This is a genomic window from Acetomicrobium flavidum (assembly GCF_900129645.1).
Taxonomy (GTDB): domain Bacteria; phylum Synergistota; class Synergistia; order Synergistales; family Acetomicrobiaceae; genus Acetomicrobium; species Acetomicrobium flavidum.
Genome location: NZ_FSQZ01000001.1, coordinates 1,076,931 through 1,093,356 on the forward strand (window position 1 = coordinate 1,076,931; position 16,426 = coordinate 1,093,356).

The window sequence follows — 16,426 nt, forward strand, 5'->3', positions numbered from 1 at the left end:
AAGTGATCGATATGGGAGTATATCTCAACAATGCCGCAACCAGTTGGCCAAAGCCGAGGGTTGTGGCGGAAAGCATGGCGAATTTCATACTGAAGGCCGGCGCAAACTTAGCTAGGGGAAGTTCTTCCTGTAGGGATATAAAGACACTTGACATGGTGACAGATTGTCGAGCCAATATAGCTAGCCTTTTTGGCGGATATTGCGATCACGATCCCCGGTATGTGACTTTTACATCGAACGTCACGGAGGCGCTAAACTTGGTGATCAAGGGTTTTTTGAGGCCGGGCATGACGGTCTTGACATCTTCCATGGAGCATAACGCTGTCATGCGACCCTTGAGGCACCTGGAAAGAGACGGCGTAAACCTCGTGGTCGTCCAATGCGACGAAAAAGGGTACATGCATGAGGAAATCTTCGAGGATGAGCTAAAAAAGCATATGCCCGATCTGGTCGTATTGAATCACGCAAGCAACGTCTGCGGGACCTTGCAGGACTTAAAAGCCTTATGTAGGATCTGCCGCGATAAGGGCGTCCCCATAGTGGTGGACGCAGCCCAGACGGCGGGACACATCCCCATATCGGTATCCGAAAACGACATAGCTGCTCTCTGTTTTACCGGCCACAAAGGCCTTTTAGGCCCCCAAGGCATTGGCGGGGTGGTATGGAGGCCGGACTTTGCCGATCGCGTGATGCCTCTTATAGAGGGTGGCACGGGAAGCTTTTCTCACGAGGAGATACAACCTAAAAGATTGCCCGACAAGTTCGAGGCCGGCACCCCCAATTTACCGGGCATAGCAGGGCTGCAGGCAGCCTTACTGTGGGCAGACAATGAAGGCAGGGATAAGTTGGCCGAGAAGCTGAACGAACTGGGAGAAAGGCTTTTGAAAGGCTTGATGCACATAGATGAGGTCATCCTTTACGGACCAATGAATATGGCGGATAGGTTGCCCGTTTTCGCATTGAACGTCAAGGGAATCGACAACGCAAAGCTTGCCCTGGACCTCGACGAGCGTTGGGGCATAGAAACACGTCCGGGATTACACTGCGCTCCCCGTGCCCATATGACGCTTGGGACGTTTCCGGAGGGTGCCCTCAGGGTATCCATAGGTCCCTTCAATACGAACGACGATATAGACGTATTGTTAGATGCCCTGTCGACCCTGGTTAGAGAAAGTCGGGGATAATTATATCTTTTATGGCTACGGCGACGCCGTCTTCGTCGTTTGATGCCGTGACAAAGGTGGCCTTGGCCTTCACTTCCTCCCTGGCGTTGCCCATAGCTATGGAAATCCCTGCTGCTTCAAACATGTTTATGTCGTTTTCCGAGTCGCCTATGACGCATATCTCGTCTCTTGTTATCCCAAAGTGGCCGGCAAGAAATGTTAGGGCTTTTCCCTTGTTGGTCTCTGGATTTCCCATATCTATGTATAGGGGTGATGAGATTGCCACAAAAAGGCGATCGTTAAAATGCGACTTGATCTCATCCCTCATCCTCTCCGTTTCGCTTACGTCGTCGGCGACGGCGAGGAGCTTCGTCGGTTCCTTTTTGGGATTATAAAGTTTATCTCCTGCTACGACTGGCGTGACATCGGAATGTCTGGCGTAAGTTATGGCCTTATCGTTCAGCTCCCTGACGTAAAGCACGTCATCGATGTAGCTTTGAACGTACCAATCTCTCTCTTTGAAGAAGTTCAACGTTTCTCTTGCAAGGTCTAAGGGGATAGGTTTGTGTGAAAGCAGCTCACCTTGGGCATAACTTATCCATGCACCGTTGTAGGCGATGACGGGGGTATGTGGTCCAAAGAGCAGCGCGAACTTTTTAGCTGAGCAGAACATCCTTCCCGTTGCCACAACCAGGATGATGCCGCGAGAAATTAAGTCCCTTACAGCCTGAACGGTCCTTTCCGTTATCGTATCCTGAGATGTTAAAAGCGATCCGTCCAGGTCGATCGCCACAAGTTTTATCCTTTTCATCCTGCTTCACTTCTTTATGATAATTTTAAAAAATCCGTATTTTATTATGCAGGGCATAATTAAGATGTAAACAGAGCTATCGTGGCAAGGGCAAAAAGCTCGGCCAACACTTCAATTGTACCCAGGACATCTCCGCTTACTCCTCCTATTTTTTCGTGTGCCCATATGGTCAAAAGTGCACTGACGATGGATGTCGATAGGAACGATAATATCCACAGCCACGGTCCGATCAGAAAAAATATAGCAAAACACACAAAGGAGTAGGCAAGCTCTCTTACGGAAAATCCCTCTACAAAGGGAAGGCCCATCCCGTTTTTCCACGGATAGTGACCAAAGAAGGACGCGCAACACATTGCCCACCTGCCAGATGCCCCGACTATTATGCCGATCGTTATCCAACGCCATGAGGGAAAGGCAAAAAGAAGCGATGTCCACAGTCCCAAAGCTACAATCAGCGCCATTGCCCCGTAGGGTCCGCAGCTGCTGTCCTTAATTACCTCCTTTAGGGCCGAACCGCTCCTTCCGCTTCCCCAGCCGTCCGCTATATCGCTTAGGCCGTCCAGGTGTAGCCCCCAGCCCAGCAATATATATATCAAGGCCGATGACCATGCAGCGCCCAGGGCCGCAAATTTTAGGCTAAGAAGCACTCCTAGACCTCCCCAAAGCGCACCAAGCACTCCGCCCACTATGGGGGATAAGGCAAGCATCATGCCATAAGGTGGTTCCCCTTCGGGCAGCAAAATTGCAGGGACCGGAATCCTGCTGAAGAACGAGAATGAAGCCGCCAGAATTTCTACGAAACGCAAGGTTGGACCTCCTTTCAGAAGATATTTTAATAAATTGCTTTGCAATAAGCTCTCAGGTCGCCGGCTACATGGGGCTTTAAGTAACTTCCCTATTTTAGCTAGATGGCATTCCTCCCTTTAACCATAACGGAAGCCCTGCTATCATCATGACTACGTCATCGGCATAAAGCGCTGTTATCTGGTTAGCCCTTCCCTGGAGGTCTCTGAACCTCCGTCCCATTAACGATGCAGGTACTACCCCACTGCCGATCTCGTTACTCACCACGACCAAAAGTTCAGGCCCCTTTGTCTTACATAGCATCTCGACGTTTGAGAGAAGCTCTCCTTGCACCTCATCCCAATCATCTTCCGACAGATTCTCCATGTCGCATCTATCGAACATGAATTCTGACAGCCATGTAGTAAGGCAATCAATCAGAGCAGCCCCCTTTACTGCATTTAGATGTTCTATCAGATCGCCGGGGTTTCCCTCCCAGGTATCCCACGATGCCGGCCTTTCCTTTTTGTGTAGCGATATGCGTCGCTTCATCTCTTCATCCTTAGCGCGCGCTGTTGCAAAAAAGGTCACCGGGCCTTTGTAGCCCTCCATAAGCTTCTTTGCGAAGCTGCTCTTGCCGCTCCTTGCTCCGCCAAGTACAAGCGTTAACCTCATGATGTCATGCCTTCCATTAAATCTCCGTATATCTGTTCCGCTCTTCTTAGGACCCTTTCTAGGGGGACTCCCAAGTAATTAGCATACCATAAAGCACCGCCAGCCCCTACTCCTTCCTTTACGTATCCCTTCTCGTAATCCGAAAGCCCCCTGAAGGGCGACTGCGATAGGTCCATGGAGACCACGTGAGCTTTTACGCCCAGTTCTTCGGCCAATTTGGCGAAGTTGGCCGAACTGTCAGAGGCCACATATTTCGTGGTGGCAAGCTCTATCATGCCATCGTATCCCTCATTTCTCAATACGGCAGCAATGGCAAGCATCTGCGTTCCGCCCGCAAGTATCAACCTTGATTTGGCATATGAGCCCATTGCCAGCCCCGAGACTGCTGCCTGCATCGGGTCGCCTAAAAGCGCCACAGCCTCTAGGCCTCTTCCCCTAAAACCGCCCTCTTTTATCCCATATTTGCTACAGCATTTTTCCCAAACCTCGAGCTTCAAGTTTGAGGGATTATGGGGACTTGCGGAGGACACCATCCCGTCGTAACCAAGGGCCTTTAAGACCAGGAAAGCGGAAGTTGTGCCACCGGGAATGGACTCTCCTATCACGAGCAGTGGGTTAGTGGAGGCCAAAACATTGCCCAGCTCCTTGGCCCATGAGTATATCTTTTCCACTTCATCCACTGCGGGATTTTCCAGCGGGTTTGACCCTGGTTTTGAACCCATCTCGACGTAGGGACATTTGGGTGGCAGGAAACTTCCGGCCCTTAACACCATGACCGGAAAATTTGCCTCTTCGCGGGCTGCCCTGGAAAAAATGGCAGGTGTCGGATGACCTTCGGGGTCCACGGGCAGTGCCGAGGTGGAAAGGCATTTTCCCCAAAACAGGAATTCGGCATCACAGGGTACCGTGTACTTTATGGCCTCTGGGTTTGCTCCCGCTGCAGAAAGGTTAGGTATCTTGCTCAGATCGGTATTGGCGATGCACAATAAGAACATTGCAAAGTCTCCTTTTGATGAAATTTATGATTAAATCATGGGGTTGGCTCTTCGACTACCTCTTGTATGGACAGGATAGCGTTCTCTGCCAACGATATGGTTACCGGTTCCTTAAGGGGCTTCATGTTCTCATCGTAAAACACGGTAACATCGGGATATTGCACCATCCCCTGCTTGACCGATACCACCAGTCCGGTATAACCACTGGACAGCCTCACCCATGTTCCGATCGGGTATGGCGCCACTATATCGAGAAATTGCTTACATACCTCGGGATCGAATAATACCCCCATGTTTTCTCTGACATAGGCGTAAGCCTCATGGGGAGGAAGCGACTTCGTGTATGGCCTTTTCGATACCAATGCGTCGTAGACGTTCACAGGGGCGGCTATTCGGGAGTACAGATGTATTTCCTCTCCGGCCAAGCCTTTAGGATAGCCCGTGCCGTTCCACTTCTCGTGGTGCTGTAACACGACTGCCTTGGCGGTCGGCCAGACTTTGGAGTTGTCCTGCAACAGCTCAAAACCGATGCGAGGGTGCGCCTTTAATATTTCCACCTCGTCAGGAGTTAATGGCCCTTCTTTGTTCAAAATATTTTTCGGGATTGCGACCTTTCCTATGTCGTGCAGGACTGCGCCCATACCAAGGTTATGAAGCTGGCTCTTCGTCAAATTCATTTTTTTCCCGATCATCAATGATATCGTCATGACCTGAAGGCTGTGCTGGAAGGTGTAGGAATCGGCGTTCTTGATGTCGATGAGGTGGACCACCAGATCGTTTTGTTTCAGTATCACGTCGACGATATTAAAGACCAGGTTTTTAATGTCCTCGAGGTCGAAGGGTAGAGATCTTTTGACGTTATTTTGCAATGCTGCCTCAAAGGCCTTCTTTATCGTATGTGTTGCCCTCGCCATGTCCTCGGGAGATATGAGGGGCTCTGCTTTTACGTCTACCCTCTCGTCCTTTATGTACAAAAAGGGGATGCCCCTCCTTTTGATCAGCTCTATTAGCCGCTCGTTGAGGGTGATGCCGCTGTTTAAAAGAAGGGTACCCGTGTCGGAAATTATTGGCCTTGCGACCACCATTCCTGCTTTAAGTTTATCGGAACTTACCAGCTTCATTAAATAGGGATCACCTCTGTCCCTGAAGATCGGATATAATCGATTGTAGTTTATAGTTTTGACATAGGATTATGATTAATATAATATTATCATGAACTGTCGAAAAAACCTTCATACATATTATAAATTAAGAGGAGAAAAGGAAAAAGATGATCTGGCCAAAGGCTACGGATATATTGTTGGCTGCGCAATTTTTAAGGGAAAAGGTTAGGCATACTCCAATTGAGAAATCCCTGGATTTGAGCGACATAGCTGGCGGTTCTGTCTATTTGAAGTGGGAGAACCTGCAGCCCTGCGGTTCCTTTAAGATAAGGGGAGCTCTCAATAAGATGTTTCATATGTCCGAGGAAGAGCGCGAGCGGGGAGTGGTTACGGCTTCTAGCGGCAATCATGCGCAGGGCGTTGCCATAGCTGCAAGGATGCTCAACGTCAAGGCCGTGATCTTCGTACCTGGCGTGTGCCCCGCGAACAAACAGAGGGCTATCAAGCGCTTGGGAGGCGATGTCGTAGACCTTCGTGTCGTAGGGCACCTCTACGACGATGCCGAACAGGCCGCCAGACAGCTGGCAAGGAGTGAAGGGCTGACTTATGTGTCTTCCTACGAAGATCACCATATAATCTGTGGTGCAGGAACGGTGGGGCTGGAGATGTTGCTCGATGTGCCGGACCTCGATATGCTGGTGGTTCCCGCCGGAGGGGGAGGGTTGATTTCCGGCATAGCCACGATCGCCAAGGCCCTATCTCCCGGTATCAGGATTGTAGGGGTGCAGTCAGTGGCCTCCATGCCGTGGGTGGTCTCATGGCAATCGGGCAGGGTCATAGATGTTACTTACTCGGACTCCCTTGCCGATGGTCTCACCGGTTCCATCCCTCAATCCCTGTTGGATTTGGCCAGGGTCAGGGTGGACGATTTCATGGCCGTTACGGAAGACGATATAGCCAAGGCCATAGCCTTTCTTCACCGCAGGCATCATCAAATCGTAGAGGGTGCCGGCGCCGTGGGTGTTGCGGCCTTGCTGTCGGGTCGTGTTTCTGCTAAAGGGCGACGTGTCGGCGTGGTTATATCGGGTGGCAATATTGACCATGAGGTCCTGATGAATATACTGGAGAAAGTCACCCTTTAACTTCGCATGGCGGCCGATGTTAGTGTTCCACCTTTAAATCATCGGCCGTCGTGAAAGTGCCCTTCTTTTCGTTTGCCTGTGTATCGGGGGAGAAGAGTTGGCCTAAAAGCCCCTGCAGCAATTGCGATATGAACTGATCCCCGAAGTCATAGTTAGGAGATTTACCCTTGCCGGTCGGGAAGGTAAAAAAGAGCCTGATGCTTTTTTCATCCTCGTCATCGTCCACAAAACGGGGAGAGGAATTCTTGCTCGTCAAGGGTTCGTCCACGCGCAATTGTGCAAGTGTCAAAGAAGGCCATGTGCCGTTCACGCGTAATGATATGTCCTTGAAGTCCTTTGCAGAGTAACCGCCAATGAAGCCCTCGAGCAAGTTTTGTGCCACCCTTTGTTCCGACGGATTTTCCAGGGTAGCTACCCTCTTTAACGCCTGTGTCAGGGCGTTCAGCGCCTTCACGTTTATATTTCCGAGGCAGTACAGATCTATTTTGCCGCCCGTGGTTATGACGCCGTCAAAGGATATATATCGGTACAGGGAGTCATTGGGCATGGACGTTATCATGCTTCCCGGTAAAATGTAGAAAGAAGGTCCGTTGACGTTGAAATCCAGGGAGAATCGCTGAAACTTGAAACTGTCCAGGCCCAGGTCTTTTAATACCTTATTGTTTGTCTCTCGAAGCCCAGCGATCTGGCCGTCGGTAATTTCCATCTTGCCCAAGCCTGAGACGTTTACCGATCTTGTGCCCTCGCCTTTGAGGTCGAGCGAAATGGTCGCATTGCCCTTTGCTGCAAAGGAATTTCCCAGGATGCCGCAAACCAGGGGTTCGAGGGGGATATTTTTTGCGGAAATTGCCGCCTCCCAACGCAGCGGCTTGCTCCTCTTGGCGTTAACGCGCATCTGTAACGTTCCGCCCGATATGTTTGCCTTCAGCGTGTCGATCTGGCATGCATCGTTCGATAAACGTATGGGCACATTTAGATCTTCGAGCTCGATGCCAAGAAGAGATAATTTGCCTGCCTTAACTTCGCCATGCAATTTTAAGCCGTTGTCGTAACTGCCGGAAAGATGCAAGTGGGTCATGCCCTTAAAACTGCCTTTTAGATTGTAAGAAAAGGCACATGCCAGCAAATCTGCCGGTATGTTGTCTCCATGTATCTCAAATTCAAAACTTGGCCGGGGTCGGAAAAGGCCTCGAAGCTTTGCCTTTAAAACTCCTCCCTGATCGTATGCCTCTATTTCTTCCACCTCGAAATTGGTCAAATCGCTTTTTGCCGAAAAATTGACCCTCTCAAAGGAAAAACCGTCAATCGCCGCCTCCCTGATGATGCCCTTCGCTGCTATTTGAGGATGATCTAAGCTGCCCTTTATACTTACCGTCCCGGCGGTCATACCTTGGGAAAACCATTCAGGAGGAAGGGGAAGGTGTGCCAGGTTTACGGCGTTGAAATTTCCTTCCAGATCCAGGGAATCCTTCTGCATGGTTCCCGCTAATTCCACTTGCCCGTCGTAGAGGCCAAAGGATAGCGACTTTATGACCATATGGGAGCCATCTACCTCGATTTGACCCTTTAGGCCTTTCAGCGGGATGCCTTTCATCTCAACCTTATCGCTTGCAAAGCTTGTTGAAAGCGTAAACTTTCCCCCTTGTCCCATTATGTGAAACGGCCCGTTTAGCGACCCTTCCAGCGGAAATCTTTTTGACGAAAGCCTCACGTCGTCAAATCTTCCGGATATGTCCACGGAGGGGATCTTGTTGATCCTCCTCATCCTTCCGGAAAAGTCGACCTTGCCCGAAAGCATACTGCCTTGGCCCGAGATGTCAAAGCCATCGTCGGCAGACTTTAAGTCGGCCGATAAGTCACTTAAAGCCAAAAGATCACCAACCTTGAGTACCGGGGCTTCGACGTGTGCAGACACGAGCATGGCGCCACCCTTTTTTAGCACTTGCCATTTTGCCGTCAGGTTTCCGGAGATCCTTGGCTCTCCTTCATCGATGATCCTGCCCGCATCCAAATTTGCAAGGGCGCCGGATATATCTATGACCGCTTCGGAGGATGTAAGGCTGATGCTGCCCTTGCCATTTAGTAGTGCATCATATACCTTTGCCCGCAAAGACGATATGACCAGGGATCTATCCTTTTTCGATTCAAAATCGGCCTTGAGGTCCTTTAATTCGGTGCCATTGATCTTCAGGTTGCCGGACTGCACGGCGCCGCTTATGTCATGTCTATCGGGCTTGCCCTGTAGCTTTAAAGACACGTCGAGGCGTCCCTGCAGCTCAATGGCCTCATCAAGCTTGACGAAGCTTTTAAGCCTGTTTGCGTCCACATCCTTGGCCTCTATCAGGGCGTTGAGTTCTAACGAATCACCCTTCGAGGTCGTTCCCTGAAGCTTTATGGGCATATCCTGCCAGATGCCCTTCCCTTTAAAACCGATGGCATTGCTCGAGATCTCGGCTATGACTTCGGCATTTGACAAGGTGTAGTCTAATGCTTTCAGGCTCGAAGATTTAAAGGCAACCTTGCCGGACAACTCCTTGGGCGGGCCTTCCAAGGACAGGGTGACATCTTTAACGACTCCATTGAGGGAAGAAAGCCAGTTGAAGCGTTTTTTCCACGACTCTATCGATGCCTCCTTGGAGTTCAATTGCAGCATTAGCCTTGTGGGGTTAAAGCGCACCACAATCTTTCCCGCCAAGTCGGAATCGAAGGAGCGATCTTGAAGCACCTTAACGTCAAGGACTTTATCGGCATAGACCAGAAAAAATGAGGCGTCATTTATCGGAATGCCCACGATTTCTCCTGAGGGTACGTCGAAATGTCCCTCTACTTTAAGGCGTCCTTCGTTTGAGGTGAACTTTGCTCGTCCTGAGATGTTGCCCTTGGGTTTGGCTGAAGCGAACTTGGGAAGTATGGCCACTATTTCGTCAGTGCTTACATTTCTAAGGTTTCCCTCTAATTCAAACGACGGAGCTATTTCCCCCTCCAAGGAAAGCCTGCCTCCGTGCCCGGTCTGAATTGCGCAGTCCCTCAAGTATGCATGTCCATCAGTAATTAGGAGATTACCCTTGGCATATAAACCCAATAAGTCGACCTTACCTCGAAGGTCGAAGGCCATCGGGCTACTTTTCAGCTTAAGATGTGCACTTTCGATGTGAATCCTTCTTTTGCCAAATATCTGCACGTCGTTTAAAGCCACTTCGTCGACCGATATCTTTCGCTTGGCTTCATCGTTTGCGGAAAACAAGTCAAGCAACTTGACGAAATCGTCGGTGGCGACCTTTGCGGAGCTTACCGTGATGTTGCCTATCGAGGGCTTTCCGGTTATCAAAGATTTAAGCGAAAACCTTATGCTTATGGACTCAGCCAGATCGAGCGTCCTGTCGTCCAGCTTAAATTTTACGTCCTTGGCCACGAAACCCGTGAAGGGGTTTCCGGAAAATGACGCAAAAAGAAGATCTGCGCCTGTTGAAGCTTTGACTGCGTTTTGAAATTGCTGGGCAACGAAGGATGCCCCCAAGTCGCCCCTTTGTTTCCACAATTCCATAGCAGCGAAGCCAAAATAAAGCACTAGAATGCAAATAAGGACAGCAAGTATTTTAATGAATTTTCCCTGAAGCCTGATTTTCAACATTCAAAACAACCCTTGGCCGGGCAGGTCGGCCTAAAATATTTGGACCCATCACGGACCCTATTATATTCATCATTATACTGGAAATGTATAATACAATCTAAAGTAATTCCCGCAACGAAAAAGAGGGATGTAGGGATGTCTAAATGGGTTTGTTTATTGGATTACATAAGCAATTTCAGCAACACCGTCGTATTGTTATCGGGTGGCACGGATAGCTCCTTTTTAACCTACGCCTGCACTAAGGCCAAGACCAACGTAATAGCCGTAACTTTTTCCTCCATGCTGGTTTCCAAGGAAGAGGTGGATGCTGCATCAAAGGTCGCAAGGGCCTTCGGCGTACCCCATCACATAATCGATTCTGACGACTTGAATGTGACGGAGATAAGGCAAAACCATCCGAGGCGATGCTATTTTTGCAGAAGGCACAGGGACGAGTTGGTGAAAAGTTGGCTCAAGAATTTAGAGCCTGAAAAGTTCGTAGTAATGGACGGTGTAACGGCCTCAGATGTGGGCGAATACAGGCCGGGCCTAGAGGCAGCGGAAGAAGACGGGGTTTTACACCCCTTGAAGGAGGTTGGCCTTGAAAAATGGGAGATAAGGAGATTGGCCCAGGAGTTCGGACTGCCCTTTTGGGATAAACCCTCATCGCCCTGTTTGGCCACCAGGTTTCCATATCTTACGACGTTGGACGAAGATGAGATAGCCAGGATAGCGGAAGCGGAAAGCTGTTTGATGTCTATGGGGCTCAGCAACGTGCGCGTCAGAAGTTACCATTCCGGTGTGGCCGTAGTTGAGGTAGCGCCGGACGATATGGAAAAGGCGTGGGCATTGAAGGATAATATTAAAAATGCGTTATTCAGTGTGGGCTTTTCTGTAGTCGCGCTTGACCTTGATGGCCATAAAAGCGGCAAAATGGATCTTTTAATGGGAGGCGTTAGGCATGATAGTGTTTGAACCTCACCTATCGGGAGTAAGCGGAGACATGCTTTTGGGTGCACTTGTGGACTTGGGCGGGGATTTTTCTTTGCTTGAGCGCTTCGCGCATGTGAAAGATGTCGAAGGGCTTGCGGGCATATCTATCAGAAAAGAAAGGGTAAAAAAGAGGGCCATAGCGTCCACGAGGGTAGAGATAGAGCTCGACGAACACTTTCATGCTAGGCACGGACACGAGATGTTCGACATCTTAGATCGAACGTCAAAGGAGGTAGGCGCCTCAAGCTGGGCCAGGCAAAAGGCAAAAGAAGCGGTCTTATGCCTGCTCGAAGCCGAGGCGAGGGTACACGGTGAGGATGTTGATGAGGTTCATCTGCACGAGGCGGGAAGTTTCGATACCATCATAGACTGCTTGGGGTACTTTATGCTCCTTGAAAGCCTTGGAGCCCAAAAGGTGTTTTCCACCCCCGTTTGTGTCGGAAGCGGAACCGTAAATACCTGTCACGGCCTTCTTCCCGTGCCCGTTCCTGCCGTGACTGCCATCGCATCCGATAAGGGGATTCCCTTAGTCGGAAGCATGGCAGAAGGGGAGGTGGCGACGCCTACGGGGGTGTCCCTTCTTGCCGTATCCGCTGATTTTTGCAAGGCCCTTCCGTCCATGGTGCCGCAAAAGGTCGGATATGGTGCCGGAAGCAGGGACTTTGAGGTGGCAAACGTCTTGAGGGCCACCCTCGTCGAAGATAAGAGCTTTGAGGAGACGGTCCTGATCGAGACCACCATGGATGATATAACGGGCGAAGAGATCGGTTATGCCATAGGGAAGCTGCAGGAGTTATCAATGGAGGTTCATCTGCTTCAGGGATTGGGCAAAAAGAACAGGCCCGTGTTTGTGCTAAGGCTTTTAGTGGATGCCGGAAAAATTGATCAGGCAGTTAAGGCTTTGTTCGAACATACCACTACGATCGGGGTAAGGTACTGGCCGGTCTCCAGGGTGAAAATGGATCGATCCATTAAGGAAATACCGCACGGTGAGGGCTTCGTGCGGGTCAAGGTCTCGCGCCACGGAGACCTTCAAAAGGAGAAGATAGACTTCGACGATTTGCCGTACGGCGACCAAAAGTAGGCCGTAATCGGCCAGATTTGGTCGATATTTCAATAATTTTTACCATAACGGTAATTTGATTATGATTAATCATATCATTAGTTATATGTAATATGCATGCTTGTTTTCTGACAAGCACTGAACATTTAGACGATTTTTAAAAATGCTCTTTATAGTGGTAAAAATAACGTTGCAACATTCATTGTTCAAAATATATTGACTTTTCTATTCAGGCTTAATATTATAAGCTCATAGTCTAAGTTAGTTAAATTTAAATAAAAGCCCTTAAGATTACTTACAACCTCAATAGATACATGCAGTAATACATTATTTCAATTGAAATGTCGTGCAATTCGACGTATCAACATCCGAACATATTGTTAGTTCTTTTTCATATCGAGATCCTGCCTGCCTATATAGCGCTGAGCGTTACTTAAGTCCACTGCTCATGGAGCTGGATTGGCGAATTGCTAGAGGGCCAATATCCAATGCCGTGATAAATATGCCGCCCTGGCTTATTTAAAGAGTTTTAACGCAATAGGCTTTAAACATAAAAGGAAGGTGGCGAAGCTTTATGAGAAAGCGGTTAGCGTTGTTGTTGGTAGCCGCAGTCTGTCTTTCGGTGGCCTTCTTGGTTTCGGGGGCCGTGGCTCAGGAACCCAAGTATGGTGGCGTATTAAGGTGGCGTGAGGTCAGCGATCCGCCGAAACTCGACCCAGCAATGTCGACGGATACTAGTTCTTCTAGAAATGTATATCTTATGTTCGACATGCTGGTCGATAATGATCCCGACGGCAAAAGGATCGTTCCTAGACTGGCTGAAAGTTGGGAAGCCAGTCCCGACGGCAAAACTTGGACGTTTCACCTAAGGAAGGGTGTCAAATTCCACAGGGAATCGATGGGCAAACCGACCTTGAACGGCGGACGCGAGGTAAAGGCTCAAGATTGGAAGTACTCCTTCGAGAGACTGGTTAAGGTCAATTCTCCCCGTGCTTATTTCATCGACATGGTAAAGGGGTACAAAGACTTCGTGGACGGCAAGGCCAAGGAGTGGACGGGCATCAAGGTCATAGACGATTACACCCTCCAGTTCGATCTGGATTACCCCTTTTCTCCCTTTTTAAGCGTTCTGGCATACAATACCTTTGTGGTCGTACCTAAAGAGGATGCAGAAAAATGGGGAAAGGAGTTTAACTTCCATCCTGTCGGCACCGGAGCTTTTATACTTCAACGCTGGGATCACGATCAACGACTAGTATACAAGAAAAACCCTGATTATTGGAAGAAGGACTCTGCCGGCAGACAACTTCCCTATCTTGACGGCGTGGAGGTCGTCATAATTCCGGACAACACCATAGCTTACGAAGAGTTTAAAAAAGGAAACATAGACGTCCTTCCTGCACCCCCTGATGAGTATTACGAGGAAATAAAGGCCAAATATCCACATCTTCTCCAAGAACGTCCTGAGCTTGGGACATATTATTATGGCTTCAACAATGCCAAACCTCCCTTTAAGGACAACCTAAAGCTAAGACAGGCTTTCAACTATGCCGTTGACAGGCAGGCCATAAACGAGCTAGTCATACATGGCCGTTATTTTCCGGCCAAGGGTATCCTTCCGCCGGGAATGCCCGGATACAACCCTAACCTGAAGGGATATGAATACGATCCCAAGAAAGCAAAGCAATTGCTGGCGGAGGCAGGATACCCCAAGGGAATAACCGTAGACTTGAACGTCAACAACGATCCTCGACATACCCTCATATCGGAGGCAATCCAGGCACAGCTGAAGCAAGTTGGCATCAACATCAACATAAAGGTCTTAGACTGGGGAGTGCATTTGGATTTGTGTGAGCGTGGTGAGACCCATATGTTTAGGATGGGATGGGTTGCCGATTATGCCGATCCGGATAACTTCCTTTACGTCCTATTGCACTCCTCCAACCATGGATCCAAGGGGAATTACTCGTTCTACAGCAATCCAAAGGTAGATGAGCTACTTGCCCAGGCGCGAGTCGAGACAAATTGGGACAAGAGAATGAAGCTCTACCAGGAGGCTGAGCAGATTATTGTTAACGATGCGCCTTGGTTGTTCTTGTTCCATTACACTACCAGCTTACTTGCCCAAGAACGGCTGAAGAACGTGCACCTTCCGGCCTTTGGAGACTACAGCACTCCGCTTGACGTGGTTTGGATCGCGAAATAAGGACGGATTAGAGGCGGGCTAGCCCGCCTCTAATCGAGATAGGGGGCAGGCGAATGTTCTCTTACGTAGTTAGAAAGCTGTTATATGCAGTTCCCGTCATATGGGGCGTCGTTACCATTGTGTTCATTCTTATGGCCATCGTGCCCGGAGATCCGGCAAGGCTAATGATGGGACAAAGGGGTGATCCGGAGACGTTGGCCCGTATCAGGGCGGATTTGGGATTGGACCTTCCCATCCATAAGCAATACGTAAGATTTTTAAAGGATTTAGCGAGAGGTGACCTTGGCGTATCTTACCGAAATAATGAAAAGGTTGTTGATGCTTTAATGACGCGTTTCGGAGCTACGCTGAAGTTGGCTTTTTGGGCCATGATATTGGCCTCCATATTAGGGATACTTGCCGGGATAATATCTGCCGTCAAGCAGTATTCCATATTTGACTATTCGGCTATGTTCATCGCCATATCCGGCATCAGTGCACCCGTCTTTTGGGTAGGGTTGCTGCTTTTATTGATCTTTGCCTATACGCTTCATTTGATACCGGGAGTCGGATACGTTCCTGGGGATTGGCGATATTTTATACTTCCGGTCATCACGCTAGGCGTTAGACCTGCGGCCCTCATCGCAAGGCTGACTAGATCGTGCATGCTCGAAGTGATGACCCAGGACTACATTCGTACGGCAAGGGCGAAGGGGTTGCACGAAAGAGCTGTGGTCATGCGGCATGCCCTGAAGAACGCCCTCATTCCCGTAGTGACAATAGTTGGCACCGAGGTGGCCGATTTGCTCTCCGGGGCGGTCTTGACCGAGACCATATTTGCTTGGCCTGGAGTGGGGAGGCTGGCAGTCGAAGCCTTGGTGGCGCGAGATTTTCCGATGATAAGGGGCACTGTCATCTTTATGGCCGTCATATTTTTGGTGGCCAACTTGATCGTCGACATCTCCTATGGGTTCATAGATCCCAGGATACGTTACGACTAAGGTGATTTTAACATGACTAAAAAGAGCAAATCAGGCGGTCTTTGGTATGAGGCATGGCTAAGGTTTAAGAGGAATAAATTGGCCATGGTGGGTTTGGTCATGGCCCTATCGGTCATCTTGGTGGCAATTTTTGCTCCCCTTATCGCACCATACGATCCCATAGAGCAGCTGATATGGAGCGAGGGCGCACAAGCGAGGCTTGCCCCTCCGAGCCTGCGCCATTTGATGGGTACCGATATATATGGTCGCGATATACTAAGCAGGATAATATACGGGTCGAGGATCTCCCTTCAGATAGGCATATTTGCTACCGTAGTTTCGCTTCTAATAGGCGTGCCATTGGGGGCAATGGCGGGGTATATAGGCAAGTGGGTCGACGATCTGATATCATGGCTTATCAACGTCGTGTTCGCCTTTCCCTTTTTGCTATTCGTCTTGGCCGTGATAGCGGTCTTTCAAAGTCCCAGTCTCAGGGTCGTCTATATTGCCATAGGTTTAGTAAATTGGGTTGGCATAGCTAGGGTTGTCAGGGCGCAGTTCATATCCTTGCGAGATAGGGAATTTGTTGAGGCCGCTAAGGCTTTGGGTCTGCCGCGCAGGACCATAATATTTAAACATATCCTTCCCAACGCGATCGCTCCCGTTATAGTGCAGGCAACGCTGGGCATGGGCAGCATCATCATAACCGAAGCCGGCTTGGCCTTTTTGGGCTTTGGTGCACAGCCTCCGACTCCAAGTTGGGGCCTCATGATTTCCGAGGGCCAAAAATATCTGAGCGTTGGCAAGTGGTGGTGGGCCATATTTCCGGGCCTTGCGATAATTTACACTGTGCTTGCCTTCAACTTCCTTGGAGACGGGTTGCGGGACGCCTTGGACGTCAGGCTCAAAAGGTAGGTGAGGTC

At 49.6% G+C, this 16,426-nt stretch carries 13 protein-coding genes; 7 read left to right on the plus strand and 6 right to left on the minus strand.

The window, feature by feature from the left end; all coding sequences use genetic code 11:
- Nucleotides 1–11: 11 nt before the first annotated feature.
- Complete coding sequence (locus BUQ78_RS05555; protein WP_014807908.1) at nt 12–1,184, plus strand: aminotransferase class V-fold PLP-dependent enzyme; 1,173 nt, start codon at nt 12–14, stop codon at nt 1,182–1,184.
- On the opposite strand, the gene BUQ78_RS05560 is transcribed toward BUQ78_RS05555, so the two are convergent.
- From BUQ78_RS05560 to BUQ78_RS05580, 5 genes are all read right to left on the minus strand, one after another.
- Complete coding sequence (locus BUQ78_RS05560) at nt 1,165–1,974, minus strand: Cof-type HAD-IIB family hydrolase (protein WP_014807907.1); 810 nt, start codon at nt 1,972–1,974, stop codon at nt 1,165–1,167. The genes BUQ78_RS05555 and BUQ78_RS05560 overlap by 20 nt on opposite strands.
- Nucleotides 1,975–2,033: 59 nt before the next feature.
- Entirely contained in the window at nt 2,034–2,780 is a 747-nt protein-coding gene (locus BUQ78_RS05565; protein ID WP_014807906.1) for an adenosylcobinamide-GDP ribazoletransferase, read from the minus strand.
- A gap of 94 nt (nt 2,781–2,874) precedes the next feature.
- Complete coding sequence (gene cobU, locus BUQ78_RS05570) at nt 2,875–3,432, minus strand: bifunctional adenosylcobinamide kinase/adenosylcobinamide-phosphate guanylyltransferase (RefSeq protein ID WP_014807905.1); 558 nt, start codon at nt 3,430–3,432, stop codon at nt 2,875–2,877.
- Complete coding sequence (gene cobT, locus BUQ78_RS05575) at nt 3,429–4,427, minus strand: nicotinate mononucleotide-dependent phosphoribosyltransferase CobT (protein WP_014807904.1); 999 nt, start codon at nt 4,425–4,427, stop codon at nt 3,429–3,431. Before cobT ends, cobU begins: the two co-directional genes overlap by 4 nt.
- 35 nt (nt 4,428–4,462) lie before the next feature.
- The gene (locus tag BUQ78_RS05580) at nt 4,463–5,548 is read right to left on the minus strand and encodes an HD-GYP domain-containing protein (protein ID WP_014807903.1); all 1,086 of its coding nucleotides are present in this window, start codon (nt 5,546–5,548) and stop codon (nt 4,463–4,465) included.
- Between the two features lie 149 nt (nt 5,549–5,697).
- Here BUQ78_RS05580 and BUQ78_RS05585 point away from each other — a divergent pair, with 149 nt between their 5' ends.
- Nucleotides 5,698–6,672 carry a threonine ammonia-lyase gene (locus BUQ78_RS05585; RefSeq protein WP_014807902.1) on the plus strand — a complete coding sequence of 325 codons (975 nt, stop codon included), beginning with the start codon at nt 5,698–5,700 and terminating at the stop codon, nt 6,670–6,672.
- A gap of 19 nt (nt 6,673–6,691) precedes the next feature.
- Here the strand turns inward: BUQ78_RS05585 and BUQ78_RS05590 are convergent, their stop codons facing one another.
- The gene (locus BUQ78_RS05590; protein ID WP_074199546.1) at nt 6,692–10,303 is read right to left on the minus strand and encodes an AsmA family protein; all 3,612 of its coding nucleotides are present in this window, start codon (nt 10,301–10,303) and stop codon (nt 6,692–6,694) included.
- Nucleotides 10,304–10,438: 135 nt separating this feature from the next.
- Between BUQ78_RS05590 and larE the strand changes: the two genes are divergently transcribed.
- The 5 genes from larE (at nt 10,439) to BUQ78_RS05615 (ending at nt 16,418) form a co-directional block, all read left to right on the plus strand.
- Nucleotides 10,439–11,257: an ATP-dependent sacrificial sulfur transferase LarE gene (gene larE, locus BUQ78_RS05595; protein WP_074199547.1), complete on the plus strand. Its 819-nt coding sequence runs from the start codon at nt 10,439–10,441 to the stop codon at nt 11,255–11,257.
- Complete coding sequence (larC, locus tag BUQ78_RS05600) at nt 11,244–12,359, plus strand: nickel pincer cofactor biosynthesis protein LarC (RefSeq protein ID WP_074199548.1); 1,116 nt, start codon at nt 11,244–11,246, stop codon at nt 12,357–12,359. The genes larE and larC overlap by 14 nt, the downstream gene beginning before the upstream one ends.
- A 553-nt stretch (nt 12,360–12,912) precedes the next feature.
- Nucleotides 12,913–14,544, plus strand: a complete 1,632-nt coding sequence (locus BUQ78_RS05605) for an ABC transporter substrate-binding protein (protein ID WP_074199549.1) — start codon at nt 12,913–12,915, stop codon at nt 14,542–14,544.
- A 53-nt stretch (nt 14,545–14,597) separates the two neighbouring features.
- Entirely contained in the window at nt 14,598–15,524 is a 927-nt protein-coding gene (locus tag BUQ78_RS05610) for an ABC transporter permease (protein WP_014807897.1), read from the plus strand.
- 12 nt (nt 15,525–15,536) lie between these two features.
- On the plus strand, nt 15,537–16,418 hold the full coding sequence (locus tag BUQ78_RS05615; protein ID WP_074199550.1) for an ABC transporter permease: 882 nt from the start codon (nt 15,537–15,539) through the stop codon (nt 16,416–16,418).
- Nucleotides 16,419–16,426: the final 8 nt, after the last annotated feature.

Coding starts and splice junctions, on each gene's coding strand:
- larE (WP_074199547.1), top strand. CDS start 10,439: ATGTCTAAATGGGTTTGTTTATTGGATTACATAAGCAATTTCAGCAAC.
- larC (WP_074199548.1), top strand. CDS start 11,244: ATGATAGTGTTTGAACCTCACCTATCGGGAGTAAGCGGAGACATGCTT.
- BUQ78_RS05610 (WP_014807897.1), top strand. CDS start 14,598: ATGTTCTCTTACGTAGTTAGAAAGCTGTTATATGCAGTTCCCGTCATA.
- BUQ78_RS05580 (WP_014807903.1), bottom strand. CDS start 5,548: ATGAAGCTGGTAAGTTCCGATAAACTTAAAGCAGGAATGGTGGTCGCA.
- BUQ78_RS05555 (WP_014807908.1), top strand. CDS start 12: ATGGGAGTATATCTCAACAATGCCGCAACCAGTTGGCCAAAGCCGAGG.
- BUQ78_RS05590 (WP_074199546.1), bottom strand. CDS start 10,303: ATGTTGAAAATCAGGCTTCAGGGAAAATTCATTAAAATACTTGCTGTC.
- cobU (WP_014807905.1), bottom strand. CDS start 3,432: ATGAGGTTAACGCTTGTACTTGGCGGAGCAAGGAGCGGCAAGAGCAGC.
- BUQ78_RS05605 (WP_074199549.1), top strand. CDS start 12,913: ATGAGAAAGCGGTTAGCGTTGTTGTTGGTAGCCGCAGTCTGTCTTTCG.
- BUQ78_RS05560 (WP_014807907.1), bottom strand. CDS start 1,974: ATGAAAAGGATAAAACTTGTGGCGATCGACCTGGACGGATCGCTTTTA.
- BUQ78_RS05585 (WP_014807902.1), top strand. CDS start 5,698: ATGATCTGGCCAAAGGCTACGGATATATTGTTGGCTGCGCAATTTTTA.
- cobT (WP_014807904.1), bottom strand. CDS start 4,427: ATGTTCTTATTGTGCATCGCCAATACCGATCTGAGCAAGATACCTAAC.
- BUQ78_RS05615 (WP_074199550.1), top strand. CDS start 15,537: ATGACTAAAAAGAGCAAATCAGGCGGTCTTTGGTATGAGGCATGGCTA.